The following is a 16,515-nucleotide window of genomic DNA, read 5'->3' as shown; positions in this document are numbered from 1 at the left end:
CGTAGCGGTCCATCGCCAGTCATCGGTCGCTCGTGTGGTCGATCCGGGTGGGGCGCACACACGACGCACAGACTTGCGCAGTACCCTCTATCGCCATGGGGGACCACGACGACCTGCGTAAATTCATCACTGACCTGGCTGTGGTCCATGGCCGGGTCGTGCTCTCCTCGGGGCGGGAGGCGGAGTGGTACGTCGATCTGCGTCGCGTGACTCTCCATCACCGGGCCGCTCCCCTGGTGGGTCGGGTGATGCGCGAGCTGACCGCCGACTGGAATTACGACGCGGTCGGTGGGTTGACCCTGGGTGCCGATCCGATCGGCATCTCGATGTTGCACGCCGCCGCGGAGACCGACCGCCCCCTGGACGCCTTCGTCGTCCGCAAGGCCGGCAAGGCGCATGGTCTCCAACGGCGGATCGAGGGTCCTGAGGTGGCCGGCCGGCGGGTACTGGCGGTGGAGGACACCTCGACGACGGGCGGCAGTGTGTTGACGGCCGTCGAAGCACTACGCGAGGCCGGGGCGGAGGTCGTGGGCGTGGCGGTTGTCGTCGATCGCGGCGCCGGCGACGTGGTACGAGCCGCCGGACTGCCGTATCGGGCGGCCTATACGTTGGCTGACCTCGGCCTTGTGGCGTGAAAATTTGCCGATTCGGATCTGCTGATATGCAGGCGGATCGATGCTGCTGGTGGAAGGATGGAATACGTGGGAACTGCGTTGGCTGAAATGACCATGCCTCAGATCTCGCCGCTTGCCGGCGAGCCGATCGAACGTGCCGACGCCGAGCGGCTGGCGGGGGTCCTCAAGGCCCTTGCCGACCCCGCCCGGCTGCGGCTGCTCAGCCTGATCCAGTCGGCGCCCGAGGGCGAAGCGTGCGTGTGTGACCTCACCGCGCCGCTCGGCCTCTCGCAGCCGACGGTCAGCCACCACCTCCGCATCCTCACCGAGGCCGGCTTGCTGGAGCGGGAGAAGCGTGGTGTGTGGGCCTACTACCGGCTGGTGCCGTCGGCGATCGCCACGATCGCCGACCTCCTCACGCCGCCGCGCAAGCGGGCCACCAAGAAGGCCCGCTGACTGCACCCGTCGTCCCGGCCAGGGGCGACGTCCGATGGCGTACCAGGGGTGGCGTCATCGGGTGGTGACGGTTGTCCGTCACCGGTCAGTTCGCTGATCCACCACCGTGCCCGCGGTGGCGTACGTGTACGCGTACGGCCGGTCCTCTCCCCGAGGACCGGCCGTTCGTCGTCCGCCGGTCAGCGGCCCTGACCGTGCTCCGGGTACCGCCCACCGTCCTGCGGCGGGGACTGACCGTAGGTCTGCGGTGGGAACTGCTGGTCGTGCGGCTGCCGGGGCTGGTCGTGGTGGTGGTGCTCGACGGTGTCCCGGACGGCCTCCACCGCCCCCACCGCGCTCGCGGCGGCGACCACGGCGACTGCCTCACCGCGCCGACGCGCCTTCCGGTCGCGGAGGAACTCGAAGAAGATCGGCAGCACCGAGATCAGGATGATCAGCGCGACCACCGGCAGGATGTACCTGTCGATCTTGTCGCCGATGGCGTTGTAGATCTGGTCGGCGAGCAGGTAGCCGATCAGCAGGATGCCGTCCACCCAGAGGATCGCGCCGACGACGTTCCAGAGGAAGAACTGCTTCGCCGGCATCCCGAGCGCACCCGCCACCGGGTTGAGGAACGTCCGCACGATCGGGATGAACCGGGCCAGCACCACGGCCTTGGCCGGGCCGAACTTCTGGAAGTAGAACTCCGCCTTCTCCACGTACTCCTTCTTGAAGAGCCGGGAGTTGGGGCGCTCGAACATCCGCCGGCCGTAGCGGGCACCGAGCCAGTGCCCGAGCTGGGCGCCGGCGATCGCGCAGAGCGGCCCACCGATCAGCAGTCCGACCAGGGAGAGCCGGGTGCCGCTGCCGAAGATCGCGTCGGCCACCGGCGAGGCGGCGACCCCGGCCAGGAAGAGCAGCGAGTCACCGGGGAAGAAGAACCCCACCAGCAGCCCGGTCTCGGCGAAGAGGATCACCCACACGCCGACCAGACCGAAGGTCTGGAGCAGATCCTTAGGGTCGAGCGGATTCAGCGCGACCGTCTCGGTCATCATCCGGGTCTTCTCACCTGTGTCCACGGCCACACACCATACCGAGCCCGCGAAGGGGCCGGTCGCGGCACTCGTCCCTTCGGCCGGGATCTCACCCCCCGGACGTGGAGGCAGTCGTGGCGTAGCGTACGGAACAACTCGGGCGGTCACCGCCCCGCTACGGCGGGCAGCGAGCCGAATGGGCCGAACGATTGGCGACTCCACCGCAACGGCCACGGTCTGCCGTGCCGTGTGGACGCAGTGGGGTGTCGCCGACCGTCAGAGCCGGGGGTCGACCGGCTCCGACTCGCAGGCGAGGATGGCGAAGACCAGCTCGTGCCGCCGCCACAGCGGGACATCGGCGGCGTACGCGTCCAGGGCGGCCAGGCCGAGCGCGTGCTCGCGCAGCGCCAGGCCCCGCTTGCGCCCCAACGAGCGGCGACGCAGCGCGGTGAGCTGGGCGGGTTCGGTGTACCCGGGGCCGTAGATGATCCGCAGGTACTCCCGGCCCCGGCACTTGATGCCCGGCTGGAGCAGCGAGCCCCGTGCCGACCGGGCCGCCGGGCCGGCGTACGGCTTGACCACCATCCCCTCGCCGCCGTCCCCGGTCAGCGCCAGCCACCAGTCGGTGGCCGCCGCCACCGCTGCCGCGTCGGCCAGCTCCACCACCTGCCGTCGGGTCGGGGTGAAGAACTCCGGGTCGGCCGCGCAGAGCCGGTCGGCCAGCGCCAGGTGCCAGCCGTGTTCCCGGTCGGTGAAGGTCACCTTCGCCCCGGCCAGCACCGCGAACGGCGCCAGCGTCACCCCGCGCAACCCCTCGGTGGGTGCCACGTACGCCCGGTAGGCCGCCGAGTAGCCCTCGACCTCCGCCCGGCGGGCCGTCATCCGGTCCCGCAGCGCGTCCACCGGCAGCCCCCGGGCCGCCGCCGCGTCCAGCGCGGCGAGCGCCGCCGGCAACGCCGCCCGCCCGGCCGCGCCGACGCTGGCGTACTGCTCGCGGATCAGCCCACCCGCCTTCGCCGACCAGGGCAGCAGCTCACAGTCCAGCAGCAGCCGGTCGGTGCCCAGCTCGTCCCACAGGCCGGCCGTGCCGACCGCCGCCCGGACCCGGTCCAGCAGCTCGCCGTCCAGCGGCGACCCGAAGAACGGCCGGCCGGTACGGGTGTGCACCACCCCGCCGCCGAACGCGCCGGGTTCCTGCTCGACGAGCACCACCGCCCGGGAACCCATGTGCTTCTCCTCGCACACCACCCGCTCCACACCGGCCGCCCGGTAGTCGTCGAACGCCTGCGTCGGGTGCTCCAGGAACCCCTCCACCGTCGACGTCGAGCAGGGTGCCATCGTCGGCGGCAACCAGACCAGCCGGCCCGGGTCCACCGCGAACCGGCTCATCACCTCCAGCGCGGCGGCGGCGTTCTCCGCCGGCACGGTCAGCGTCCCGTAGGCGTGTTCCAGGTGCCGACGCCCGGTCACGTCGGCCAGGTCGAGCACGGTGTCCGGGCGGGCCGGCGGGCTGACCAGAGGCCGGGCCGGGGCGTACCACTCCCGCTGGGCGGCGACCGAGACCAGCTCCTTCTCCGGGTAGCGCAGCGCGGTGAGCTGCCCGCCGAAGACGCAACCGGTGTCGACGCAGATGGTGTTGTTCACCCACTCCGGCACCGGGGTCGGGGTGTGCCCGTAGACGACCATTGCCGAGCCCCGGTAGTCGCGTGCCCACGGGTAGCGCACCGGCAGGCCGTACTCGTCGGTCTCGCCGGTGGTCTCGCCCCAGAGCGCGAACGAGCGGACCCGGCCCGACGCGCGGCCGTGGTAGGCCTCCTTCAGCCCGGCGTGTGCCACCACCAGCCGGCCGCCGTCCAGCACGAAGTGGCTGACCAGGCCGTCGATGAAGGTCGCCGCCCCGGTCACGAACGCCGGGTCCTCGGCGTCGAGCTGCGCCATCGTCTCGGCCAGGCCGTGGGTGAGCTTGACGTCCTGACCACGCAGCTTGCGCAGCAACTTGTGCTCGTGGTTGCCCGGCACGCAGATCGCGTGCCCGGCCGCCACCATGCCCATCACCAGGCGCAGCACGCCGGGGGAGTCCGGGCCGCGGTCCACCAGGTCACCCACGAAGACGGCGGTACGACCAGCCGGGTGCGCCGCGTCCACCGGGCGACCCGCGTCGTCGCGGTGCAGCAGGTAACCCAGCCGCGTCAGCAGCGACTCCAGCTCCTGGCGGCAACCGTGTACGTCACCGACGATGTCGAACGGCCCGGTCAGCTCCCGCCGGTCGTTGTGGAGCCTGTCGAGGCGAACCTGCGCCGCGTCGATCTCCTCGACCCCGCGCAGCACGTGCACCCTGCGGAACCCCTCCCGGTCCAACTGCCCGTACGACCGGCGCAGGTCGCGCTGCATCCGGGCCAGCACCTGCCGGCCGTGCGTCCGGTCGGCGCGGGCCTGGGTCCGCTCCCAGGCCAGCGTCTCCGGCACGGCCAGCACGATCGCCACCGGCAGCACGTCGTGCTCGCGGGCCACCTTGACCAGACCGGCGCGGGCGTGCGGCTGGAGGTTCGTCGCGTCTACCACGGTGAGCCGGCCCCGCCGCAGCCGGACCCCCGCCACGTGGTGCAGTGCCCCGAACGCGTCGGCCGAGGCGGACTGGTCGTTCTCGTCGTCGGCGACCATCGCCCGGAACGCGTCCGAGGCGAGCACCTGGCTGGGCGCGAAGTGCCGGGCGGCGAAGGTGGACTTGCCCGAGCCGGAGACGCCGACCAGCGCCACCAGGGCGAGTTCGGGAATGTCGAGGATGGTCATCGGGCTACCTCCCGGGTGCCCGTCCCGACGGTCGTTCCCGTCCCCACGGTGCGGAACACGGCAAGCTGGGTGGGTGGGCCCACCTCGGGGTCGTCGTCACCGACGCCCCGGATCTCGGCCACATAGCCGTACGCCGCCGCGACCCGGTCGACCCAGTCGGCGAACTCGACCCGGGTCCATTCGAAACGGTGGTCGGGGTGCCGGAACCGGCCCGCTCCCAGCCCTTCGTAGCGGACGTTGTGCTCGGCGTTCGGTGTGGTCACCACGACGGTGGCGGGCCGGGCTTGGCCGAATACGGCATCCTCCAGCGCCGGTAGGCGTGGCGGGTCGACATGCTCGATCACCTCCATCAGGACCCCCGCGTCGTACCCGCGTAGCCGGTCGTCCCGATACGTCAGGGCGGACTGCCACAATCGGACCCGGTCCCGTTGCCGATCCGGCAGCCGGTCCAGCCGCAGTCGACGGGCTGCGAGCGTCAGCGCCTGGGTGGACACGTCGGTGCCGACGATCTCCGTGTAGCGCCGGTCGCCGATCAGGGCGGACAGCAGCGCACCGGGTCCGCAGCCGAGGTCCAACACCCGGGTCGCCCCGCTGGCCGTGAGCGCGGCGAGCACCGCCTCCCGGCGGCGCAGCGCCAGCGACGGCTGGCGAGGGGCCTGTTCGCGTTCGGCTTCGGTAACGCTGTCGGCGGGTGGCTCGTCGGCCAGCTGCTGCGCGGCGAGGCGAGCCATGGCCTCCCCGGCCAGGGCTCGTTGGTGGGCCAGGTAGCGGCGGACGATGACGGCCCGCTCCGGGTGGTCGGCGAGCCAGCCGGCACCCGCTCGGAGCAGCTTGTCGATCTCGTCCGGGGCGACCCAGTAGTGCTTCGCGTCGTCGAGGACCGGCAGCAGCACGTACAGGTGGTTGAGGGCGTCGGCGAGCCGTACCGTGCCGGTGAGGGTCAGATCGACGTAGCGGCTGTCGCCCCACTGCGGGTGCGTGTCGTCGAGTGGAATCGGGGCGGCCGTCACCGCCCAGCCCAGCGGGGCGAACATCCGGGCGGCCAGGTCGGCACCGCCCCGGCAGCGCAGCACCGGCACCCGCAGCTGGAGCGGGATCGGCGCGGCGGCCAGCTCCGGCCGGTCCCGGGACTCGCCGCGCAGGGCCGAGCGGAACACCTTGGCCAGCGCGGAGGAGAGCAGGCTCGACGCGGCGTACGGCCGGTCGTTGACGTACTGGCCGAGGCTGAAGCTCTCCGGGGCGCGGCCCCTGCCCCGGCCCTCGCCGGTCAGCCGCAGCGGGTCGACGTCGACCAGCAGGGCGGCTGTGCAGTGCTGCTCGTCGGCCTCGGGATAGAACACGTGCGCCGCGCCGACCGGCAACTCGAAGGAGTGGAGCCGGTCGGGATGCTTGACCAGCAGGTATCCGAGGTCGGTGGCGGGCCGGTGCGTCGTGGTGAGGGTGAGTAGCACGGCCCCAGGGTGCCAGGGCCGTCGATCCTCCGTCGTCCCGTTTACGTCCCGCCGTGGCCCACGACGCGGGCCCCGCCGAGCCCGCTGCGGGCCCGGCGGGGCAGGCCGGTCAGGCGACGAAGCGGGTCCGTCGGTGCCTGGACATCAGGTAGCCGCCGCCACCGACCACGAGCAGCAGCGCACCGAGAGCGGCGAACAGGGAGGTCGGCACGCCGGTGACCGGCAGGCCACCGTCGTCACCGGCACCCTGGCCGCTGGCCGGGTTGACCGTGAGCCAGGCCCGGTCGTTGGCCGGCCTGAGGTCATCGGCGAAGCCAACGCTGCCCGGGCACTCGCACGGTGCGTTGACGTGTACGGCCCCCCGGGCGTTCGGGACGACCCTGTCGATGCGTAGCCGGAAGTCCATGGTGTAGCTCTTGCCGTTCAGCAGGAGCATGCCCGAGCTGCACTGGTAGGTGCGGGTGCCCCGCCGCAACCCGCAGTTGTCCGGGACCTCGGTGGCGGTGGTGCCCGGTGGCAGTTCGACGACCGTGTGGGTGGCGGCCTCGTAGTCGCCGTTCACCCTGTCGAGCGTGGCCGGGCCGTTGTTCCGGAAGCCGACGGTCGCCGTGACGACGGCGCCGGCCCCGCCCTGCACCGTGTCGCCGACCGCCACGAGGTCGGTGCCGTTCCTGCCGGTGATCTTGATGGACCACGAGGTGTAGTTGTTGCCCGGACCGACGTCGGTCTGGTCGGCGTGCCGCGACTGCGTCGAGGCGTCGGTCAGGGCCAGTCTCGGGCCGCTGCCGGGGATGGCCGCCCGGGCACCGGCCTCCTTCTGCACCCGGTACAGGTCCTCGAAGTCGGCCCTGGTCATGAAGTAGGCCGAGGCGGACTGGGTGCTCGGCGCATAGGTGTCCTTGCCGAGCCGGAGGTCCAACGTGGTCGCGAGCCGCCCGCCCGCCGGGATCTCCTCGTCGAACTGGCAGGAGAACAGGCGATCATCGTTGTAGAGGCAGTTGCTGAACCGGCCCGGGGCCAGGACGGCGTAGGGGAGGTCGAAGACAGCCGCGAAGCCCGCCACGGCCTTGTCGCCGACGTTCGCCACGACCAGTGGCACTGCGACCTTCCCGCCGGGCGGGGTGGAGTGGCTGGTGTCCGGGCCGCCGGCCAGGTCGACGCCCTCACCGACGCGGATCCGGGAGGTGTAACTGCCCCGTCGCTGGCCGGCCACGAGGAGGTCGACCTTGACGTCGCCCGAGTCGCCGACCATCGCCTCGTCGGTGGCGGTGATGCGTACCGGTTCGGTGCCGCTCCGGTAGATCCCGCTGCCGGGTAGTCCCTCGGTGATGTCGATGCCGTCGGGCTCCTTGCAGACCAGGACGCCCGGCTCCGGGGCCGTGCAGTCCATGGCCCGCTCGGCGGCGACGGTGATCTTGCCGGCGAGAGAGCGGTAGTCGTACCGCACGGAGACGTCGGAGAGCGCGGTCGGTCGGTCGGCGTACAGGATCAGGACGCGGGAGGCGCCCGGGGAGCGGGGCGCGAGGGTGGTGTCCTGGAAATAGGGCCGGATCTCGACCGTGGGCGCGGCGAGGGCCGGGGTGGCGGTGCCGGTGAGGAACACGCCTGCGACGCCGATCCAGGCCAGCCAGCGCCGATGCGAACGCTCGATCATGGGGTCCTCCCAGTGGGGGTGGGCCCACGCAGCTTAGAGGTACCTCACGGTTTTTGGGTCACTCTGCTGAGTGATCGGCGTGCCCGTCCCTCAGCGATAGTCGTCCTCGTCGGCGGTGACCACCCGGGCCTGCTCCATCGCGTCCCAGTCGGCGACCTCCAGGCCCCGGTGCGGCTCGGCGTCGGTCTCGTCCGGGCCGATCACGGCGGCCTGCTCGACCGCGTCGGCCGGCTCGGCCTCCGGGTCGCGCTCCTCCGGGTCGAGGTGGTCGCTCGGGGTGAAGTCCTCGTCGGGCTGACCCATCGTCCCTCCCTGGTTTCCGGTGGCCTGTCCACCCCACCGTACGGGCTGGTGGCGCAGGTCGCCCGGTGGGCGCGGGAACGCGGGAACGTCCCACCGGGAACGCCGGCCGGTGTCAGGATGGGTCGGTGGGTTTCCTGATCCGGTTGGTGATCACGGCGATCGCGCTGTGGGTCACCACGCTGATCGTGCCCGGGGTCGACGTCACCGGCCGCAACGGCGCGAACACCGCCCTCACCCTGCTCGTGGTGGCGCTGATCTTCGGTGTCGTCAACGCGGTCCTCAAGCCGGTGATCAAGGTGGTCGGGTGCGTGTTCTACCTGCTCACCCTCGGGTTGTTCGCGCTGGTGGTGAACGCGTTGCTGTTCCTGCTGACCGATCGGCTCGCGCGCGCCCTCGACCTGCCGTTCCGGGTGGACGGTTTCTGGGCCGCCTTCTGGGGGGCCATCGTGATGGCCGTGGTGACCTGGTTGATCAGCATCGCCGTGCCGGACCGTCGGGAGATCCGGTGAGGCCGACGGGTGGACGGTCGCCGGGGCGGTGGTGCCCGCCGTCGCCTCCTGCGGGATACTGCCGACGGTGGACAGCGCGGTCCGGCGCACCGATGGAAGTCAGCGGCCAGCGCGGCCGAGAGCGGTAACTAAGGAGCTTTTCACATGCCCATCGCTTCCCCCGAGGCTTACGCGGAGATGCTGGACCGGGCCAAGGCCGGCCGGTACGCGTACCCCGCGATCAACGTGACCTCGTCGCAGACCCTGAACGCTGCGCTGAAGGGCTTCGCCGACGCGGAGAGCGACGGCATCATCCAGGTCTCCACCGGTGGTGCCGAGTACCTGTCCGGCCCGTCCGTCAAGGACATGGTGACCGGTGCGGTGGCGTTCGCCGCGTACGCGCACGAGGTGGCCAAGAAGTACCCGGTCAACGTCGCGCTGCACACCGACCACTGCCCGAAGGACAAGCTGGACGGGTTCGTCCGGCCGCTGATGGCCATCTCCCAGGAGCGGGTGCGCAACGGCCAGGAGCCGCTGTTCCAGTCGCACATGTGGGACGGCTCGGCCGTGCCGGTGGCGGAGAACCTGGAGATCGCCGCCCAGCTCCTCGACGAGGCCGCCAAGGGCAAGATCGTCCTGGAGATCGAGGTCGGCGTCGTCGGTGGCGAGGAGGACGGCGTCGAGAACGCCATCAACGACAAGCTCTACACCACCGTCGAGGACGGCCTGGCCATGGTCGAGGCGCTGGGCCTGGGCGAGAAGGGCCGCTACATGGCGGCGCTGACCTTCGGCAACGTGCACGGCGTCTACAAGCCGGGCAACGTCAAGCTCCGCCCGGAGATCCTCAACCAGATCCAGGAGGCGGTCGGCGCCAAGTACGGCAAGGACAAGCCGCTCAGCCTGGTCTTCCACGGCGGCTCCGGCTCGCTGCTGGAGGAGATCCGGGAGGCGCTCGACTACGGCGTGGTGAAGATGAACATCGACACCGACACCCAGTACGCCTTCACCCGGCCGGTCGCGGACCACATGCTCCGCAACTACGACGGCGTACTCAAGATCGACGGCGAGGTCGGCAACAAGAAGCAGTACGACCCGCGTACCTGGGGCAAGCTGGCCGAGGCCGGTCTGGCCGCCCGGGTCGCCGAGGCGTGCGAGCACCTGCGCTCCACCGGCACCCGGATGAAGTGACCTTTCGTAGCCCGCCGACGGCCGGCCCCCGCACGGGGGCCGGCCGTCGGCGTCACGGCGGTGGCCGGGACGGGCGTCAGGCGGTCGCGGTGAGCACCCGGACGGCCTCGTGGACGTCGTCGGTGAGGTGGATGCTGGCGGACAGGTCACCGGCCGGCGACCCGGCGAACAGCGGCCGCAGCAACGACTCGATCGGCAGCTCCCGGGTCCAGTACGCCCGGTCCAGGAAGACGTACGCCCCGCTCGCCCCGTCCGTGCCGTAGTACGTCTTCGTCGCCGCCTGGAACACCTCCTGCACGGTGCCGGCCCGGCCGGGGGCGAAGACGATCCCGCCCCGGGCCAGCCGCAGGATGGTGTCCTCCCGGATGGCGTTCGAGAAGTACTTGGCGATCCGACCGGCGAACAGGTTCGCCGGCTCGTGGCCGTACAGCCAGGTGGGGATGGCCAGCCCGCCGGAGCGGGCCCAGTCCAGGCCGGGGCCGCGCTGCTGCGGCACGGCGGCGGCGTAGCGCTCGTGGACCGCCAGCGCGGTGGCCGTGTACCGGTCGTGGTCGGTGAAGTCGGGGGCCGCCGCCAGCAGGTCGATCGCGGTGTCCAGCTCCCGCGCCGGCCAGGCCGCCAGGAACGCCCCCAGGTTGGCCGCCTCCATCACCCCGGGGCCGCCACCTGTCACCACCAGTCGGTCGGCCCGTGCCAGCTCCCAGCCCAGCACCGCCGCCATCCGGTACGGCACGCTGCCGCGCGGCACCGCGTGCCCGCCCATAACCCCCACCACCGACTGCGGCCCGTGGGTGGACAGCCAGGTCCGGGTCGCGTCGGCCAGGGCGTTGTCCACCCCGTGGTCGTGCAGCCGCTGGCCGAGCGCCTCCTTCACGTCGGGCAGGGCCCCGCCGTGGGCGCGGAAGTGCTGGTAGACCCGGGTGTCGTACATCCCGGCGAAGCCGGCGTCGGCGAACCCCTCGGCCAGGTCGGCCGGGGTGTAGAGGTGGGCCGGCTGGGTCGGGTACGGCAGGCCGGAGAAGGGCGGCACGACGTTCGCCCCGCGCCGGACCAGGTCGGCCCCGACCTCCCGGCCGGCGAACCGGCAACCCACGAAGAGGGTGCCCGCCACCTCGGTGGCGGTCAGGTCGGGGACCGGATCGAGGTCGAGGCGGAGCCCCTGCACGGTCAACCCGGCGAGGCTGCCGGCGACCAGGTGCCTGTCGAACTCGGCCCGGGTCTCGATCTCGTCATGACTGGTGTCGTGCGGCGCGATGACGTCCGCGGGAGGTGGGGTCGGCACCCCGTCATCCTGCCCCCACCCCGCCACCGCCGCGCGGCGGCCGGGGCACCGACGACAGGAGCCCGGCGACCGAGGTCACCGGGCTCCTGCGTAACCGGTTCCTGGGGAGGCTCCGGACCAATAGTTGTAGTGGAAAATATCTTCGGGCGGCATGGGCCGCAGGGCCGGTACGGTCGGCCGAGGGTTCACCCGGTGGGGCCGAGGGTTCACCCGACAGGGTCCCGGGCGTGACGTAGACCTCCACCGTTCAGCCACCGTATGCACCCGACCCCCTCGCGCGGCGCAGGGCGAAGCGGGTTGAATGGGGCGATGCAGAACCTGTTGCCTGAGCCTCCGGCCACCCTCCTGCCCGTCCACGAAGAGGCGGACGCCGCTCTGGCCGCCGCCGCGGACAAGGGCACCGACGAGGCGTACGCCGAGGTCGCGGCCCGCTTTCCCACCCACAGCGCGGCCTGGGCGGCGCTGGCCACCCGAGCCCTGGACAGCGGCCAGGTGATCGCCGCGTACGCGTACGCCCGCACCGGCTACCACCGTGGCCTGGACCAGCTGCGGCGCAGCGGCTGGAAGGGGCACGGCCCGGTCCCGTGGTCGCACACCCCGAACCAGGGCTTCCTCCGCTGCCTGTACGTGCTGTCCCGGGCCGCCGGTGAGATCGGCGAGGCGGACGAGGCCGCCCGGTGCGCCCAGTTCCTCCGCGACTGCGACCCGGCGGCCGGAGACGCTCTCGCCAGCGCCTGACCTGCCGGTCGTCACCGGCCCGCCCCGAAGTCGTCCGGGGCGGGCCGGTGACGCCGGTTCCCGTCGTCGTGCTGCTGACCGGGCCGATCAGAGCCCCTCGGCCACCGCCGCGGCGATCTTCAGCCAGGCGTCCCGGGTGGCCGAGGAGAGCCCGCCGTAACGGATCGGCTCGCCGGTGTCGATCAGCCGCTCGTACGGCGCGAGCAGCACCGCCCTCGTCCGGGCGGCGAAGTGTTCCTGGATGGCCGGCAGGTCGATCTCCTTGCGGGACGGCGGCATCGACACCACAGTCACCGCCTGCCGGACGAGCCGGTGCCGACCGCTCTGCTCCAGGTGGTCGAGCATCCGGGCGGCCGTCTCGGCCGAGTCGTTACGGGCCGACATGGTGACCACCAACTGGTCGGTGGCGTCCATCGCGGCCTGCCAGTTCTGCGCCCGGACGTTGTTCCCGGTGTCCACGAAGATCAGCTTGTAGAACCGGCTCACCACCTCGCGGATCTCGGCGAACGCCGCCGCCGTCAGCATCTCGCCGCCGGTGGCCGACTCGTCCGAGGCGAGCACGTCGAACATCCCCTCGCCCTGCGAGCGGACGTACTGCGACAGGTCCCCGATCCGGCCGTGCGGCCCCTGGAACTGCCCGAGGTCACGCAGCATGTCCCGGACCGTACGGGAGTGGAAGTCCTGCTGCGCCCGCATGCCCAGGGTGCCCTGGGTCTCGTTGTTGTCCCAGGCCAGCACGTAGCCACCGCGCTTCTGCCCGAAGGTCATCGCGAGCAGCAGGATGGCCACGGTCTTGCCGGCCCCGCCCTTGGGATTGACCACTGTCACCTGGCGCAGCCCGCCGAAGTTGCGGCGCACCATCTCGATGTCCCGCTTCAACTCCTGCTCGTGCTGCCCCGGCGGGAGTTTCACCAGCCCGATCCGGTTGACCATGGCCCGTACGCCCATCGTGGCGATCGGCTCGGCCGGTCGGATCTGCCGGCGGCGGGCGAAGTCCTCGGCGGTCGGCGCGACCCCGCTCTCCGGCGACCAGCCCAGTTCCGGGTATCCGGTCAGGGCCGCGGGGTCGGGACTGGCCGGTGGGGTCGCCCCGACCGGGGCCGGCTGCTCCGGCCAGGAGGGTCGGTACCAACCCCCCGGTGACTGCTGCGGGGGCGGCACCGGTCCTGTCCCGCCCGTCGACTCCGGGCGGGTCGATCCGGGATCCACCGGCCCTGGTCCGGTCGGTGCCGAGGCGGTCGGGCCGGGTGCGGCGGGAAGTGCTGGTGGCGAGGTGGGCGGGAGCGGCGGCGGTGCGGTGGGTGCCGGGTAGGGGTGAACGGCGGCAGCGGGCACCACCTCGGCCCGGCGCGGACCTTCGGCTCTGCCGGGTTCATCGGCACCGCCCGAGAGCCGCTGGGGCGGCAGCGCCCACGGCGACTCGCCCCGGCCGGCGTGCGGTGCCGACACCGCCGCCACGCCCGTCGCATCCGACGTCGGATCCGGGCCGGTCCCGCGGATCCCGGGAGGTTCAGGCCCCGCCGAGGGTGGAGACCCCTCAAGATCCGACTCGGTCGGGTCGGTCCCGTCGGTCAGGCCGCTCCCGTGGCCCGGACGGGCCGGTGGGACAAAGTGAGCCAGGCCGTTCGGTGGGTTCGTGTGCGTCGCCTGACCAGGCCCGGGGGCAGGCCCGGCGGGTGGCGACGGTGGGCCGGCGAGCGACGGGTCCAGGGTGAACGGCAGATCGAGATCCAGCTGACCGTCGTACCCGGGCGGGGCCCAACCACCGTCGGGCGGCGTCGGGGTGACCTCCGCGGCGAGCGACGGGTACGCCGTCGGCGGGTACACCGGCGCGGGCTCGCCGGCCCAGTGCGGCACCGCATCGGCCGGGTCGGGCGGCCAGAGCGGTTCGATGTCCCGCTCCGGCACCGGCTGCTGGCCGGGCAGTCCTGCCCGGTCGGCGTTGTCGTCCACCACGGCTCCTCCCCCATTCCTCCCGCCGAGGATAGGCCGTCCCGGTCCCGTCACGCCGGGTGACGGACGCGGGTGGTGGTCAGCCCTGGTAGACCGCCCAGGCTCCGGGCTCGGTCCACCAGGACCGCTTGCGGCTCAGCTCACCCTCGACGCCGTCGTCGAGGAAGGGCACCCGTTCGTCGCGGGGGATCACGGCCACCGCCCGGCCCCGGGCCCGACGCACCTCGTACCGGATCTTCCTCTTCCTACCCAACGTGGAGCGGGCCGGCACGGGAACGGCCACCGCGACCTCCACCAGCCCGTCGGCCGGGTCGCCGGCGGTGAGCAGGGGCAGCGAGTCGAGGGTGGCGTACCCGCCGGCATTGCCGATCGCGCAGGCCAGGATCGGGTCGGTGCCGTCGGAGAGCACCGCGTCGTCCACCTCGACCCGGCCGCGCCAGTGCAGCGGCCGGCCCGCGTCGTCTGCCGCGCCGAGCAACGCGCCGTCCAGGGTCACCGAGCCGCCGTCGTTGCGCAGCAGGTCGAGTCGGCGTACGCCGCCGTCGAGCACCGCCGCCGCCACCGCCGCCGGTTCCCGGGGCAGACCGAGCTGCGCGACCAGGTCCCGGTGCGGGCCACCCCGGGCCGGATCGAGCGGGAGTACCCCGATCGGCGGCAGATCGGGCACCGTACGGTTGCCGGCCAGCTCGGCCGGGCGGCGGCTCGGCGGTGGGGCGTACCGGCGGACCAGCCGACGCACGACGGCGCGCAGCTGGGCGTCGCTGGCGGCGGCGACGACCAGCCGGACCTTGCTGTCCGGGTCGGGCCAGGTGAGGCCGTCGGGACGGGCCGGGGCGTCCAGCCGGGCCAGCACCTCGTCGACCTCGGCGTCGGAGTATGCGGTCACGGTCTCCACCCGGGCACCCCGGGCGGTCAGCTCGTCGGCACAGGCCAGCACCGGGACGCGCGGCGTCGCACAGCGCTCCCCGCCCGTGTTGGTCTGGCTGCCTGTGCTGGTCCGGTGGTCTCTGCTGGTCTGGCTGCCTGCGTCGGGCTGCGCGGCGGGCGGCTTCCCGGCGGGGTCGGAGGTGCCGCCGCAGCAGGCGTCGCCGCTTCCGCAGCCCCCACCTGGAGCGTCCCGCTCCGAGCCGAGGGTGAGCAGCACCACGTCGTACAAACCGGGCCTCCTGACCTCCGACGTGAACCCCTGCCGGCCACGCCGTCCCTACTTGTTAGCCTGACACCCCGGGCTCGCCAACCGGTCGCCACCTGGCACCCGAGCCTTCTGGAGGCGGAAAAGATGCCAGCGATCGTGCTCATCGGTGCTCAGTGGGGCGACGAGGGCAAGGGCAAGGTTACCGACCTGCTGGGTGAGCGGGTCGACTACGTCGTGCGCTACTCCGGCGGCAACAACGCCGGCCACACGGTGATCACCCCGGACGGGCAGAAGTACGCGCTGCACCTGATGCCGTCGGGGGCGCTCTCCCCGAGTGCCATGATCGTCATCGGCAACGGGGTGGTGGTCGATCCCAAGGTGCTGCTCGCCGAGATCGACGGGCTCGCCGAGCGCGGGGTGGACGTGTCCCGGTTGCGGATCTCCGGGGACGCGCACCTGATCATGCCGCACCACCGGGCGTTGGACCGGGTGGTGGAGCGCTACCTCGGCTCGGCCCGGATCGGCACCACCGGGCGCGGCATCGGCCCGGCCTACGGCGACAAGGTCGCCCGGATGGGCATCCGGCTCCAGGACCTGCTCGACCCGGGCATCCTGCGCAAGAAGCTGGAACTCGCGCTGCGCGAGAAGAACCAGCTGTTGTTCAAGGTCTACAACCGTAAGGCCATCGACGTCGACGAGACCGTCGAGGAATACCTGCGGTACGCGGAGCGGCTGCGGCCGTACATCGCGGAGACCCGGGTGATGCTCTGGGACGCCCTGGACCGGGGCGAGACGGTGCTGCTGGAGGGCGCCCAGGCCACCATGCTCGACATGGACCACGGCACGTACCCCTTCGTCACCTCGTCGAACCCGACGGCCGGTGGGGCGTGCGTGGGCGCGGGCATCCCGCCGACCGCGATCACCGGGGTCATCGCGGTGAGCAAGGCGTACACCACCCGGGTCGGGTCCGGCCCGTTCCCGACCGAGCTGTTCGACGACAACGGCCAGCACCTGCGTAAGGTCGGCCACGAGTACGGCACCACCACCGGCCGGGAACGCCGCTGCGGCTGGTTCGACGCCGTCGTCGCCCGGTACTCCTGCCGCCTCAACGGCGTCACCGACCTGGTCATCACCAAGCTGGACGTGCTCACCGGCCTGCCCAAGGTCCCGCTCTGCATCGGGTACGAGATCAACGGCGAACGCTTCGACGACATGCCGATGACGCAGACCGACTTCCACCACGCCACCCCGATCTACGAAGAGCACGACGGTTGGTGGGAGGACATCAGCAAGGCGCGCACCGAGGACGAGCTGCCGGAGAACGCCCGCCGCTACATCGCCCGAATCGAAGAGATCACCGGCACCCGCGTCAGCGTCGTAGGCGTAGGCCCCGGCCGCGAAGAAAACGTGATCCGCCACCCCCTCCTCCCCTAACCCCCCACCCCCACCC

General features: G+C 72.2%; 14 protein-coding genes. 6 read left to right on the top strand and 8 right to left on the bottom strand.

Features of this window, described 5'->3' with window-relative positions:
• Window positions 1-95 precede the first annotated feature (95 nt).
• Together pyrE and AC0AIB_RS12030 are read left to right on the top strand one after the other, a co-directional pair.
• The gene (pyrE, locus tag AC0AIB_RS12035) at window positions 96-635 is read left to right on the top strand and encodes an orotate phosphoribosyltransferase (protein ID WP_328341455.1); all 540 of its coding nucleotides are present in this window, start codon (window positions 96-98) and stop codon (window positions 633-635) included.
• A 57-nt stretch (window positions 636-692) separates the two neighbouring features.
• Window positions 693-1,070, top strand: a complete 378-nt coding sequence (locus AC0AIB_RS12030) for an ArsR/SmtB family transcription factor (RefSeq protein WP_007454255.1) — start codon at window positions 693-695, stop codon at window positions 1,068-1,070.
• Between the two features lie 179 nt (window positions 1,071-1,249).
• On the opposite strand, the gene AC0AIB_RS12025 is transcribed toward AC0AIB_RS12030, so the two are convergent.
• The 5 genes from AC0AIB_RS12025 to AC0AIB_RS12005 all read right to left on the bottom strand — a co-directional run bounded on the left by AC0AIB_RS12025 (window position 1,250) and on the right by AC0AIB_RS12005 (window position 8,281).
• A complete protein-coding gene (locus AC0AIB_RS12025) occupies window positions 1,250-2,101 on the bottom strand; it encodes a DedA family protein (RefSeq protein WP_328348978.1) in 852 nt (283 codons plus the stop codon).
• A 258-nt stretch (window positions 2,102-2,359) separates the two neighbouring features.
• A complete protein-coding gene (locus AC0AIB_RS12020; RefSeq protein ID WP_465096675.1) occupies window positions 2,360-4,873 on the bottom strand; it encodes a polynucleotide kinase-phosphatase in 2,514 nt (837 codons plus the stop codon).
• Window positions 4,870-6,324 carry a 3' terminal RNA ribose 2'-O-methyltransferase Hen1 gene (locus tag AC0AIB_RS12015; RefSeq protein ID WP_465096674.1) on the bottom strand — a complete coding sequence of 485 codons (1,455 nt, stop codon included), beginning with the start codon at window positions 6,322-6,324 and terminating at the stop codon, window positions 4,870-4,872. The genes AC0AIB_RS12020 and AC0AIB_RS12015 overlap by 4 nt, the downstream gene beginning before the upstream one ends.
• A 109-nt stretch (window positions 6,325-6,433) precedes the next feature.
• Window positions 6,434-7,978 (bottom strand): LPXTG cell wall anchor domain-containing protein, encoded by a 1,545-nt coding sequence (locus tag AC0AIB_RS12010; RefSeq protein WP_465096673.1) that lies wholly within the window; start codon window positions 7,976-7,978, stop codon window positions 6,434-6,436.
• A 90-nt stretch (window positions 7,979-8,068) separates the two neighbouring features.
• Window positions 8,069-8,281: a hypothetical protein gene (locus AC0AIB_RS12005; protein WP_328341447.1), complete on the bottom strand. Its 213-nt coding sequence runs from the start codon at window positions 8,279-8,281 to the stop codon at window positions 8,069-8,071.
• A 125-nt stretch (window positions 8,282-8,406) separates the two neighbouring features.
• Between AC0AIB_RS12005 and AC0AIB_RS12000 the strand changes: the two genes are divergently transcribed.
• Window positions 8,407-8,790, top strand: coding sequence for a phage holin family protein (locus tag AC0AIB_RS12000; RefSeq protein WP_328341445.1), 384 nt, complete (start codon window positions 8,407-8,409; stop codon window positions 8,788-8,790).
• 144 nt (window positions 8,791-8,934) lie between these two features.
• On the top strand, window positions 8,935-9,957 hold the full coding sequence (gene fbaA, locus AC0AIB_RS11995; protein ID WP_328341443.1) for a class II fructose-bisphosphate aldolase: 1,023 nt from the start codon (window positions 8,935-8,937) through the stop codon (window positions 9,955-9,957).
• 76 nt (window positions 9,958-10,033) lie between these two features.
• On the opposite strand, the gene AC0AIB_RS11990 is transcribed toward fbaA, so the two are convergent.
• On the bottom strand, window positions 10,034-11,239 hold the full coding sequence (locus AC0AIB_RS11990) for an LOG family protein (RefSeq protein WP_465096672.1): 1,206 nt from the start codon (window positions 11,237-11,239) through the stop codon (window positions 10,034-10,036).
• 309 nt (window positions 11,240-11,548) lie between these two features.
• On the opposite strand from AC0AIB_RS11990, the gene AC0AIB_RS11985 reads away from it, so the two are divergent.
• A complete protein-coding gene (locus AC0AIB_RS11985; RefSeq protein WP_465096671.1) occupies window positions 11,549-11,977 on the top strand; it encodes a DUF3151 domain-containing protein in 429 nt (142 codons plus the stop codon).
• Between the two features lie 87 nt (window positions 11,978-12,064).
• On the opposite strand, the gene AC0AIB_RS11980 is transcribed toward AC0AIB_RS11985, so the two are convergent.
• Both AC0AIB_RS11980 and AC0AIB_RS11975 read right to left on the bottom strand, forming a co-directional pair.
• Window positions 12,065-13,930, bottom strand: coding sequence for a MinD/ParA family ATP-binding protein (locus tag AC0AIB_RS11980; protein ID WP_465096670.1), 1,866 nt, complete (start codon window positions 13,928-13,930; stop codon window positions 12,065-12,067).
• A 79-nt stretch (window positions 13,931-14,009) separates the two neighbouring features.
• On the bottom strand, window positions 14,010-15,086 hold the full coding sequence (locus AC0AIB_RS11975) for a hypothetical protein (RefSeq protein ID WP_465096669.1): 1,077 nt from the start codon (window positions 15,084-15,086) through the stop codon (window positions 14,010-14,012).
• 123 nt (window positions 15,087-15,209) lie between these two features.
• Between AC0AIB_RS11975 and AC0AIB_RS11970 the strand changes: the two genes are divergently transcribed.
• Complete coding sequence (locus AC0AIB_RS11970; protein WP_328341433.1) at window positions 15,210-16,499, top strand: adenylosuccinate synthase; 1,290 nt, start codon at window positions 15,210-15,212, stop codon at window positions 16,497-16,499.
• Window positions 16,500-16,515: the final 16 nt, after the last annotated feature.

The sequence above is a fragment of the Micromonospora sp. DSM 43699 genome (genome assembly GCF_055517075.1).
The sequence above is the reverse complement of the archived record's forward strand: the minus strand, read 5'-3'. Positions and strand labels throughout refer to the sequence as shown.